We start from the raw sequence: 10366 nt of genomic DNA on the forward strand, positions 1-10366 counted from the left end.
GCTTCCCTTCGGGGAAGTGGAATTAATGAAAACAAACAAACTATGGCAGCCAGGGAAACTGGCGAAAGTTAGGTGGGCGCTTTTCCAAAAAGGCGCGTTTGCCCTCAGCAGCTTCTTCGGTCATGTAGAACAGCAACGTCGCATCTCCGGCCAACTCCTGCAGCCCCACCTGCCCATCGCAGTCGGCGTTGAAGGCGGCTTTGAGGCAGCGGATGGCTAAGGGGCTGTGCTGGAGAATTTCTTGCGCCCAGCGGATCCCTTCAGCTTCCAGCTCTTCCACCGGCACCACCGCATTCACCAGACCCATCTCCAGGGCTTGGGCTGCGGTGTATTGGCGGCAGAGGAACCAAATCTCGCGGGCTTTTTTTTGCCCCACCACTCGCGCCAGGTAGGCGGCCCCAAAGCCCCCATCGAAGCTGCCCACCCTAGGGCCGGTTTGCCCAAAGATGGCATTATCGGCGGCAATGGTCAGGTCGCAGATGAGATGCAAAACATGGCCACCCCCAATGGCGTAGCCTGCCACTAGGGCAATCACCACCTTGGGCAAAGAGCGGATGATGCGCTGCAGATCCAGCACATTGAGACGAGGGATCCCGGCCTCATCCAGGTAACCGGCCTCGCCCCGTACGCTTTGATCCCCGCCGGCGCAGAAGGCGTACTTCCCATCGGTATGGGGCCCGGCGCCTGTTAAGAGCACTACTCCAATCCTGGGATCCTCTCGCACATCGGCAAACGCATCGATCAGCTCGGCAATGGTCTTGGGGCGGAAGGCGTTGCGCTTGTGGGGACGGTTGATGGTGATCTTGGCAATGCCATCCGTTTTTTCGTAAAGGATGTCTTCGTAGAGCTTGGCCGTCTGCCACATGGTGTCTGGGTGTATCTATTGGGATGCCGGGCCAGGAGAGTTCCGTTTGGCTGATGGGGGCTCACTATGAGGAGCACCTGGGTACTCTGCACCGCTACCGCGAACGGCCTGAAAAGGCTAGGTAGAACGGTTGGTCGCTTGGATGAGGGCTTCCACCAATCCTTCCAAAGTATACTCCTGGGCTGCGATGTCCACTCGACCAAATGCAGCCTTGCAGGTTGCGGCCGTCTTGGGGCCAATGGCGGCAATCTGCACGGGTGGATCCCAGATCTCAGGGCCTAGCCCTGCCTGCTGGATCAAGTGGGCAAAATGCTGCACCGTCTTGGAGCTGGCAAAGGTGAGGATGTCCACCTGACGGGCCTTCAGAGCCTCCACCACCTGGGGATCCGCTGTCGCCGGACAGGCGGACTGATAGGCGGCCACCTCCACCACCTCTGCTCCTCGCTGCCGCAACCCCTGTACCAGCTCCTCCCGCCCTCCTGACTCAACGCGGGGAAAGAGGATGCGCTGCCCCTGCACTGGCTGCGGCCAAATGGGTAGCAGGGCTTCGGCCACAAACTCGGAGGGCATCAGATCCGGGCGAATGCCGTACTGGGCCAGCACGGAAGCGGTTTTGGATCCCACCACCGCCACTTGCAGGGAGTGGAGTGCTCGGCTATCTCGCCCCTGCCGCTGCAGCCGCTCAAAGAAAGCCTGCACTCCATTGGCAGAGGTCAGCAGCAGCCAGTCGAATTGTTCCAGGTTGGCAATGGCTGTATCCAAGGGATCCCAGCTCGTGGGCGCCTGGATCACCAGGGTCGGCATCTCCAGCACCCGCGCCCCCTGGGCCTGCAGCAACTCACAAAAAGCTGGTGATTGCCCCTCAGAACGGGTAACCAGCACCGTCTTGCCTGCCAAAGGAGCCGGTGGCGGCAAGGGTGGGATCCCCGGCAAAAAGTCCTGCCGCAGCCGCACCACCTCCCCAACCACCAGTAGGCCCGGCAACTTTGCCTGACCCGCCTCCTGCTGCAGCTCGGCCAAGGTGCCCACCCACACCTGCTGCTCTGCTTGCCCCGCCCCCCAGATCAAGGCCACCGGTCGGTCTGCCGGGATCCCAGACTCCACTAGCCGTGCGCCAATGTGCTGTCGCTGCCGGGATCCCATCAAAATCACCAAAGTATCCAACTGGGCCAGGGCGCTCCAGGGCAAGGCCTCTAGATCGTGGGCAGTCAGCACGGCAAAAACGCGGCTTAAGTGCTTATCGGTCAGGGGGATCCCTGCCCAGAGGGGGCCAGCCAGGGCCGACGACAACCCCGGCCAAATCTCAAAGGGACAGCCCGCCTCCCTAAGGGCTTGGATCTCCTCGCGAGCGCGGCCAAAGATCAAGGGATCCCCTGACTTGAGGTGAACCACCTGTTTGCCTTCCCGACAGCGCTGAATTAACCAGAGGATGCCCTGCTGTAAGCTCGCTTCTCCTGAGCGTCGCCACACCTGCGCCTGCGGCGGCAACTCTGCCAACAAGCGCTCATCCACCAGCTCGTCGATCCAGATAGCCTCAGCCTGCCGTAGGATCTCCAGTGCTCCCTGCGTCAGGCCCGCCCGCCCGCCCAGCCCTGCCCCCACTAGATACACCTTGCCCATGCCCTACCCCTTGGAATGTCGATCTTGCCCCTTGTAAGAAGGGGATCCCGCTTGCTTTGCAAATATAAATCGAAGACGCCTCCCAACAGCTCCTCTTCCAAGGGGTGGCCAGCCTGAGGAAAAACTGGTCTACTTGCGAGATACTGAAAGCGTGGCTGCCTGAGGATCCCTGCCTATGTCCGGTGTAACTCCAGAGCCTTGGCCGCGGCGGCGTTTTTTGGCCAGTGGAGCTGCTCTGCTAGCAGTAGGAGCGGGCTCCCGCCCCTCTTCGGCCAGATCCCGGCCCTTGCGACTGGTCACCAACTGGTACGCCCAGGCCGAACACGGCGGCTTTTACCAAGCCCTGGCCACCGGCATCTACGCCGACTACGGTCTGCAGGTGGAAATCCGCATGGGGGGAACGGCGGTTAACGTGCTGCAACTGCTAGCCGGGGGAGCGGCAGATTTTGTGCTCGGCGGCAGCCCCGACGCTCTGGCGGCTCTGCAAGCTGGGATCCCTGTTCTCACCGTGGCCGCCTTTTTCCAGAAGGATCCCCAGTGTCTCTTGGCCCATCCAGGGGTGGGCATCGAGCGCCTGGAAGACCTGCGGGGCAAGCCCATCTGGGTGTCACCGGGGGCCAACCTCACCTACTGGCCTTTTTTGCGGGCCAAATTTGGCTTTACCGACGAGCAGAAGCGCCCCTACAACCTCAGCCTCACGCCCTTCTTGCTGGACAAGTCTTCTGCCCAGCAGGGCTATGTGACCTCCGAGCCCTTCCGCGTGCGCCAGGAGGGGGGCTTTGATCCCGTCGTTTTTCTGCTGGCCGACTACGGCTATTCCCCCTACGCCACCACCCTGGAGACCACCCGCCCCTTTGCCGAACAGCACCCGGAGCAGGTGCGAAAATTTGTAGCTGCCTCCATCCAGGGCTGGCAGAGCTACCTAGAGGATCCCCGCCCCGGCAACCGCCTCATCCGCCAAGACAACCCCAACATGAGCGAGGCTCTCCTGGCCTACGCCCACCAAGCCCTAAAAGACTACGGCCTTCTCACCAGTGGAGATGCCGCCACGCTGGGGATCGGCGCCATGACCCACCAGCGCTGGCAAACCTACTTTCAGGAGATGGTGGCCCTGGGGATCGGCGCAGCGGGTCTGGAGGTTCGCCAAGCCTATACCCTCGACTTCCTCCCCGGCCCCACTGCCTAAGGGATCCCCACTTCCATCGCCGCCAAACTGTGCAAAAGCGGGGATCCCTGCATCCCCAGCTCATGGCGCCGGTGCATTTGGTTTGTCAGCAAGTAGGCCAAAGGTGGGTGGCCGCTCAGCCGTTGGCGGGGGTGGGGCAGATGGTCGTTGCCGAACTGGTGGCGGTACTCCTCCGAGTCGATAAAGGCATTGACCATGGCCTGCAAGCCCTGGTGCACCAAAATGTCGTGGTAGGCGGCCACCTCCTCCTTGCTGGCCGGGGCCCGTCCCAAAAAGTGCTTGAAGCCCTGCTCTACACAGTGGGTGTTGCAGCCGGCACTGAAAAAGAGTTGCCGGTAGAGCCGGGATCCCCCAATCTGGCGAACCAAGCGCTTAATCCCGATCCGCCCCCGCAAGAAGTCCTGCTCGATTTTCTCCAGCTCTCCTGTTTTCTCGTGCTGGTAGGGCTGGCGTTCCAAAAGCTGTTGGTAGGCAGCCCGCAACAGGTTTTGCAACGTTTGCGGATCCCGCTGGCGTGGTTCCATGGCAATAGCTCCCAATCGACGAAGCCAACAAAAACAGAAAAGATCGATTTACAGACAAAATGGGGGACTACTTTAAAGAAATTATGAAGGGAATAGCAAATGGCTCGATACGCTTTTACGGCAAACTTCAGCACATCCTTCTGTAACAAAATTGCCAATAAAAGACCGTGAAGGTTCTACTTAAGATTTACCTTGCCGACAGAACGACCGGGGGAGATCTGCGATAAATATTTACGAAAGGATTGTCATTTTCTCCAATTTACGTGATTTCACTTTGTAACTTTCTAGCCGATAAAAAAAATTCCGTGTTTATTCGTAGTTAAGTATTATGACACTTCCATCCAGAATAACCTGCTCCAGATCCAGAATATAAGTTAAGTAAAGAATGCAGCCTCTCCCAGGGTCACAGGTGCAGGGCTCATCATTTGAAGTGCTCTGGTGAAGTGCTCTGGTTTGATTGACTGGGGACTCAGGTGTTGCTGTAGACCTGCAAGGGGGTTGCAGGGGAAGGGATCAATCAATTTTTGTGATTGGTTTGCGTTGCTTATGCAGTAGATCCTGCCCGCCGGGGTTTTTTGTCTGCCCTTAATGTGGATCCCGTCTATGGTTAAACAAATCCGGCTAGAGCCTTTATCTCGTGTCTCGGAGGTCGATACCTACAGCAATCTGCTGTCGGCCATTTTGTCGGAGGAGCTGCAGGTTTCGCGGGAATGTAACGGTCGCGGCCTCTGCGCCACCTGTCATGTTTACGTCAAAGAGGGAATGGAAAGCCTCACTCCCATCACCCCCCGCGAGGCCAAGACTCTGGAGACCATTACCAGCGCCCGCAGCAATTCCCGGCTGGCCTGTCAGGCGCGGGTGGTTTCCGATGGCGTGGTGGTGGAGCTGCCGCCGGGGATGTACGTGAACTCGCTGAGGGATATCGAAGTGCTCATCGGTCGGCGGGCCGAACAAGACCTGCTGCACCCACGGACGGGGAAGGTTTTGGTGGAGCAGGGCAAGATCATCACTCGCTCTACTGTTAAGCAGCTAGAAAATGAAGATTTCCGCATCATCGGCAGTACACTTGCACAAACTCGGGAAGTTTGATGGATTGTTGATGTTCAGGGATCCCTTGGGCTCAGCGGGCATTGTCTTATAGACAATCAACCAAGGATTGAACAATGTTGGATCCCTCGAATAGCCGACTAAGTTTATCAAATGTTTAGCTATTCATTTCATTGGCTCATTGGCCCATTTGCATCGTCTGACTCGATTATCGATCCCTTAAATCCCACCGAATCCTGTTGCATCGCGATCTAGACTCATCTGTTTTTTGTCAGGAGAGCACCATGGTCACCACTCCATCTCGACCGGATCCCCGTCCTGCAGTCACCATGCCTGTGGGCCGCGACAAGCATGCCCACTACAGTTACCGCGATTTCTTCCGCTTCAACCGAGATCAGGGCACGATCATCGACTGGAACAACACGCAAAATCTCCTGCTCAGCGAAGACTTTATTGTGGGCTTGCAAACAGGCCTGGAACGGGAAGTGGGAGATGCTTCGGCGGCGGTGATGTACACCATTGGCAGAGATTGGGGCATCCGCGATGCCAAGCACTTCTCCGAGTGGTACGAGCGGGAGTATGGGATTGGCGTAAAACAGTCCAACCTTTTGTTTTTGCTGGAGACTTGGTGGTGGCCTTTTACGGCTCAGGGCTGGGGCAAGTGGGAGGTGGAAACCGAGTCCAAGCAGAAGGGGTTTTTGTTCATCAACCTGTTCGATTCGATGGTGGCTCGCACCCTAGGGGACGTGGGCAAGCCGGTTTGCCATCTCTATGCCGGTTTGTTTGCCGGATTTTTCACCGCCATGACCTCGCGAGAACTGGGCTGCATTGAGATCCAGTGCTACGCCATGGGGGAAACCTACTGCAAGTTCCTGTTGGGCGGGCAAGAACGCATTGATGCCGCCAATTTTTGGATCACCGAAGGGGCCAGCGCCCGCGAGATCGAGCAGCGTTTGCACCAGTTGTGAGGCTTGCTTGTGGCTTTTGAAGGCTCTCTGGGATCCCTCGACACTTTGGAGAAACGCCCATGGTCACCTTCAACTTAGACACCGATCTGGACTTAACCCAGCCGCTGGCGGTCTTTTTGCAGGGGTTGAACTGGGATAACCGACCCCCGGCCAAGGCTCCCTTTGCTCAAGAGCCGCCGCCGCAGTCCCCCATGCTCTTTGCCCAATCGGTGGGACAGTTTTTTGCCGGCTTCAATTGGTCGGGCATCCGCCCATGGGTGGAGCCGGTGCCGGAATTGCTAGCGGAGGATCCCTTTACTCTTGAGGATTTTGCCGCTTTGTTTGGCGGAGCTTTGCTCTAGCTCTGGTTTGTTCAGGGATCTCGGTTTTGTTTTGCCCTCTGTTTTTAAGGAGACTTCACCCATGGATGACCTTCACTCTTGGCCGGAGCGCATTGCCGATCGAGAAGGGGGTTACCTAACACCCGACGATCTGCAAGACCTGATTCGTTACTCGCTCTCTTTTGAAGAACGGCTGGAGCTCTACCAAGTCTTACAACAGCAAGAGCTGACCTGGATCCAAAAGGTTTTGCAACAGCAGGGGCCAACCCCCGTCGCGACAGCGTTGCCCAGCAGCAATCCCGCCAGAGAGGGGGCAGAACCTTCTCTAACCCCGGCTCAGCGCCTCTTGGCTCGTCAATTGGCCTTTTGTTTGCGCTCCCTGGGCCTGAGTCTGTTGCTGGGGGATCCCACCCCTGTGCAGCAGGTAACTCTTGGTGCGATGGAACAGTACCTAGGGTTGCCGCAAGCGCTCGCTCAGCTACGGGCAGTGGTTCAGGGATCCCTGCCGGCGGATCAGCAGGGTTTGCTTGCCCCCTACTGGCAAGAGCTACAAGCTGTCTGCGCCACTTCTCAGGCCCAGTTCCCTTCCCCCTCTTCTTCTAGGTCTGAGGCCGAGGTTGACCTGCCCACAGTTCCGCCGGAGCGGGCTCTCACCTTGGCGGAAATGTTTGTGTGAAGCCCACTGAAGGAGGCTCTATCTATGAATTCAAGGGTTGCCGAGCTGATGCAACAAAGCGAAGGCCGCTATCTGCGCCCGGACGAGTTGAAAACTCTACACGCCTACGTGGAAGGGATCCCGAAGCGGGTCCGCCTTTACCAGGTTCTGCAGGCCAAAGAACAAGAGCTGCTGGATCGGGTGATGGAGAAGTTTCAGCCGATGATGCCGAATTTAATCCGCCAGCATGGTCACCTGGCCTGGGAGCGCTGCCGCCGGGATCTGAGCATGGTGTGGCGCTACTGCTGCATGGCCATGCTGCTCAACGACGAAGACTACCTGAGGGATAAATTGCTCTACTGGCTGGAGACGATCCTGAAATCGTTCAAGATGCGCGACCAATGCCAGCCTGCCTACAAGTTAATGCTCGACTCCCTGACCTACATCTTTGGGGCAGAAGAGAGCGAGATGATCCGTCCTTATCTGCTTTTGGCCAAATCCATGCTGGTTAACTAGGTCCATTCGCCCTCAATCTATTCACCAAAGTTCCCTGCGCCCTCCGATAGCGACCTCCTTCTCCCGATTTACTGTATACAGCTTATACAGCTCACTCCTTAATCATTCATTCCCTCACGCCAAAAATTCCAGCCGCTCCCCAATCTATCCATCCCCGCCCTCTTGTCCACCTGACTGCGAGAATAGCCATGATCTCCCTGCAAGAGATTCTGCAAGACCAGATCTTGCCTGGGCACTGCTTTAGCCCTGCCTACTACATCCGCCCTGACATCCACACCGGACTGCTGTACAGCCGCGGAGGATACCGCTTGGCGGCCTTTCCCATGCCCCTGCTGGAAGCTCTCTACTCCGGCCTGCGCTATGAAACTGGCCAAGCCACCCGCGTCATTCTCTACAACTGTGGCCGCGATTGGGGAGAGGCATTTTTCCGCCGTGTTGAAGACGAGCTTTCCGGCTACTACCAGCAGCCGCTGCAGGAATTGCCGATGGGGATCTTCCTGGATGCCCTCAGCGATCTCTGGGCTACCCACGGCTGGGGACGCCTGGAGCTGGACTTTTCCGCCGCCGACCACGGCTTGGTTCAAGCCGGGATCCGCCATTCCGGGTTTGCCCTGGCCGCTCGCGCCAGCTTCAACCTGGAGGAAGCTTCTACACGGCAAGAGCCTGCCGGATACCTAGAGGCGGGAATGCTGGCCAGCCTCTTCTCATTGCTTTCGGGGCGGGATCTCATCTGCGTGCAGACCACCTGCGAATCCCTAGGGGCCGATCTCAACCGCTTCCTCATCGGCACGGCTCAGCGGCTGCACCACTGCGAGGAATGGGTGCGCAAGGGCCTCTCCCACGACGAGATTTTGGATCGGCTCACGGCCAGTCCCTAGAAAGGGATCCCTGGCCAGAGCTGTTTTCAGGGGCTCGCTAGGGCAGGTAGGGCTGAAAATCTTGGGTGACCGTCAGCGTCAAGTTGGCATTGGCGTCGATCACCGCCACTTCCGGCGCCGTTACATTGCCGATGACAGCCCCTGCCGCCGCTCCACCCAGCACTTTCTCCGTCGAGATCACCCGGTCGCCGAAGAGGCCCCCCAAAATCGCTCCTGCGGCTGCCCCGATCAAGGCATCCTGCACAATCGCTTCCCCGGAAGTGTGGCGGGGATCCTTACGCAGCGGGATAACCTGGCTCTGGGCATAGAGGGGGTAGGATTGGCCGTTGAAAATCAGGGCCCGCGAGACAAACTGGGTGCCGCCGCTCACCGGCTGAAATTGGCCTTCCAAAACAGCCCCCGCCGGGACGACCATGTTGCCGTAGATGTCCCGCAGAGGGGTATCCAAGCTAAGGCTGACGGCGCGGGTTTCCCCAGGGGCAATCAAGAGGGTTTCTGGGGAGCGATGCACCGCCTGGATCAGATCCCCAGAGCGCAATAGCAACGTGGTTTGCAGTTGAAAGGGCTGGCCAGGTTGCAGGGGTTGAGGGCCAGGGGGAAGGGGGCGAGGATTCACAGGACGCCATCCCTCACCGGCAGGCGGTGGTGGCAAGGGCCCCATTTGCGCCAAAACTGGGGCGGCCATCTGTGCCGAGAGCAATCCACCAAGCAGAGGAGCCAACAGGCGGCTGGCTGGGTTGGTCATGGTCTTACCCCCATTCATTATTCCTACGTTAGCTGCAAACCGGCCAAAGTCGGGAACAAAAGCTTTCCTGGCCTCACTATCGTGATCAAAGCCAACTGAATGGGAGATGGGCTACCTCAGGTGAGCAGATTCGGCTGCTCTTCGCTCCAGATGGAAGTACGGCAAAGCGCCAGGGTTGCCCACTCTGGGATCCCTGCTGTCCATGTTAGATTAGGCTCTAGGTTTCTTCCCCTGCGTGGGGCCGAAGTCTTGCAGCATCCCAACCCTCTTCTTGTAGCTATGAAGCGCAGCACATCCATGCCGGGCCAGCCCTCTCCCGGGTCAGAAGCTTCCGCCCAACCTGCTCAATCCTCTTTCCAGCCTTTTGCCATCTCCACTTGGAAGTCTCTTCTCTCGTCAGTGCTGCTGGTGCTGCTGGGCATTGGGCTGGGAGCAGCTCTGATGGGGGGCAAGGGGGTATCTGCCCAAACGACGACAACCCCGGCCCAACTGAACCTGAATTTCATCGCCGATGTGGCCCAAAAGGTGGGGCCGGCGGTGGTTCGCATTGATTCGGAGCGGACGGTGCGCGCCCCTGCGCCTTTTCCTGAGGAGTTTTTCAGCGATCCCTTTTTTCGGGATTTCTTTGGCCAAGCGATCCCTTCCATCCCTCGGCAGCGGCGACAGCAGGGAACCGGCTCTGGGTTCATCATCAGCCCAGACGGCCAGATCATCACCAATGCCCATGTGGTCGAGGGATCCGACAAGGTAACGGTGACGCTCAAGGATACCCGCAGCTTTGATGGGCAGGTAATCGGTTCGGATCCGGTTACGGACATCGCCGTGGTGAAGATCAACGCCCAGAACCTGCCGACCGTGAAGCTGGGGCGCTCGGAAACCCTGGAGCCGGGCCAGTGGGCCATTGCCATCGGCAACCCCCTGGGTTTGGATAACACCGTTACGGCTGGGATCATCAGCGCTTTGGGCCGTTCCAGCGGGGAGATTCGGGTGCCTGACAAGCGGGTATCTTTTATCCAAACGGATGCGGCCATTAACCCCGGCA

The 10366-nt window shown here is 58.4% G+C and carries 12 protein-coding genes; 8 read left to right on the plus strand and 4 right to left on the minus strand.

The features are described from left to right. Positions 1-40: 40 nt before the first annotated feature. Together menB and cobA are read right to left on the minus strand one after the other, a co-directional pair. Entirely contained in the window at positions 41-865 is an 825-nt protein-coding gene (gene menB, locus NW818_RS11035) for a 1,4-dihydroxy-2-naphthoyl-CoA synthase (RefSeq protein ID WP_011432215.1), read from the minus strand. Positions 866-982: 117 nt separating this feature from the next. Further along, entirely contained in the window at positions 983-2485 is a 1503-nt protein-coding gene (cobA, locus tag NW818_RS11040) for a uroporphyrinogen-III C-methyltransferase (RefSeq protein ID WP_414424579.1), read from the minus strand. Positions 2486-2660: 175 nt separating this feature from the next. Between cobA and NW818_RS11045 the strand changes: the two genes are divergently transcribed. Beyond that, positions 2661-3671, plus strand: coding sequence for an ABC transporter substrate-binding protein (locus NW818_RS11045; protein WP_414344061.1), 1011 nt, complete (start codon positions 2661-2663; stop codon positions 3669-3671). Here NW818_RS11045 and NW818_RS11050 read toward each other — a convergent pair. Continuing rightward, a complete protein-coding gene (locus NW818_RS11050) occupies positions 3668-4195 on the minus strand; it encodes a phycobilisome rod-core linker polypeptide (protein WP_414424580.1) in 528 nt (175 codons plus the stop codon). The two genes, NW818_RS11045 and NW818_RS11050, sit on opposite strands and share 4 nt — an antisense overlap. A 603-nt stretch (positions 4196-4798) precedes the next feature. Here NW818_RS11050 and NW818_RS11055 point away from each other — a divergent pair. The 6 genes from NW818_RS11055 to NW818_RS11080 all read left to right on the plus strand — a co-directional run bounded on the left by NW818_RS11055 (position 4799) and on the right by NW818_RS11080 (position 8579). Then, complete coding sequence (locus NW818_RS11055; protein ID WP_041436217.1) at positions 4799-5284, plus strand: 2Fe-2S iron-sulfur cluster-binding protein; 486 nt, start codon at positions 4799-4801, stop codon at positions 5282-5284. Positions 5285-5526: 242 nt separating this feature from the next. Continuing rightward, positions 5527-6210, plus strand: a complete 684-nt coding sequence (locus NW818_RS11060; RefSeq protein WP_414424581.1) for a V4R domain-containing protein — start codon at positions 5527-5529, stop codon at positions 6208-6210. A gap of 59 nt (positions 6211-6269) precedes the next feature. Beyond that, a complete protein-coding gene (locus NW818_RS11065) occupies positions 6270-6551 on the plus strand; it encodes a hypothetical protein (RefSeq protein ID WP_414424582.1) in 282 nt (93 codons plus the stop codon). Positions 6552-6612: 61 nt separating this feature from the next. After that, a complete protein-coding gene (locus tag NW818_RS11070) occupies positions 6613-7206 on the plus strand; it encodes a hypothetical protein (protein WP_414406981.1) in 594 nt (197 codons plus the stop codon). A 24-nt stretch (positions 7207-7230) separates the two neighbouring features. After that, a complete protein-coding gene (locus NW818_RS11075; RefSeq protein ID WP_414344046.1) occupies positions 7231-7701 on the plus strand; it encodes a phycobilisome protein in 471 nt (156 codons plus the stop codon). A 188-nt stretch (positions 7702-7889) separates the two neighbouring features. Continuing rightward, positions 7890-8579 carry a V4R domain-containing protein gene (locus tag NW818_RS11080; protein ID WP_414424583.1) on the plus strand — a complete coding sequence of 230 codons (690 nt, stop codon included), beginning with the start codon at positions 7890-7892 and terminating at the stop codon, positions 8577-8579. Positions 8580-8616: 37 nt separating this feature from the next. On the opposite strand, the gene NW818_RS11085 is transcribed toward NW818_RS11080, so the two are convergent. Beyond that, a complete protein-coding gene (locus tag NW818_RS11085; RefSeq protein ID WP_011432227.1) occupies positions 8617-9324 on the minus strand; it encodes a hypothetical protein in 708 nt (235 codons plus the stop codon). A gap of 279 nt (positions 9325-9603) precedes the next feature. Here NW818_RS11085 and NW818_RS11090 point away from each other — a divergent pair. Then, a partial coding sequence (locus tag NW818_RS11090; RefSeq protein ID WP_414424584.1) for a trypsin-like peptidase domain-containing protein occupies positions 9604-10366 on the plus strand: 763 nt, incomplete at its 3' end.

This window comes from Synechococcus sp. R6-5 (assembly GCF_047461775.1).
GTDB lineage: Bacteria > Cyanobacteriota > Cyanobacteriia > Thermostichales > Thermostichaceae > Thermostichus.

Bases quoted from the DNA above. Each gene is read 5' to 3' on its own strand.
- NW818_RS11045 (WP_414344061.1), top strand. From the start codon at position 2,661: ATGTCCGGTGTAACTCCAGAGCCTTGGCCGCGGCGGCGTTTTTTGGCC.
- menB (WP_011432215.1), bottom strand. From the start codon at position 865: ATGTGGCAGACGGCCAAGCTCTACGAAGACATCCTTTACGAAAAAACG.
- NW818_RS11060 (WP_414424581.1), top strand. From the start codon at position 5,527: ATGGTCACCACTCCATCTCGACCGGATCCCCGTCCTGCAGTCACCATG.
- NW818_RS11075 (WP_414344046.1), top strand. From the start codon at position 7,231: ATGAATTCAAGGGTTGCCGAGCTGATGCAACAAAGCGAAGGCCGCTAT.
- NW818_RS11065 (WP_414424582.1), top strand. From the start codon at position 6,270: ATGGTCACCTTCAACTTAGACACCGATCTGGACTTAACCCAGCCGCTG.
- NW818_RS11050 (WP_414424580.1), bottom strand. From the start codon at position 4,195: ATGGAACCACGCCAGCGGGATCCGCAAACGTTGCAAAACCTGTTGCGG.
- cobA (WP_414424579.1), bottom strand. From the start codon at position 2,485: ATGGGCAAGGTGTATCTAGTGGGGGCAGGGCTGGGCGGGCGGGCGGGC.
- NW818_RS11070 (WP_414406981.1), top strand. From the start codon at position 6,613: ATGGATGACCTTCACTCTTGGCCGGAGCGCATTGCCGATCGAGAAGGG.
- NW818_RS11080 (WP_414424583.1), top strand. From the start codon at position 7,890: ATGATCTCCCTGCAAGAGATTCTGCAAGACCAGATCTTGCCTGGGCAC.
- NW818_RS11055 (WP_041436217.1), top strand. From the start codon at position 4,799: ATGGTTAAACAAATCCGGCTAGAGCCTTTATCTCGTGTCTCGGAGGTC.
- NW818_RS11085 (WP_011432227.1), bottom strand. From the start codon at position 9,324: ATGACCAACCCAGCCAGCCGCCTGTTGGCTCCTCTGCTTGGTGGATTG.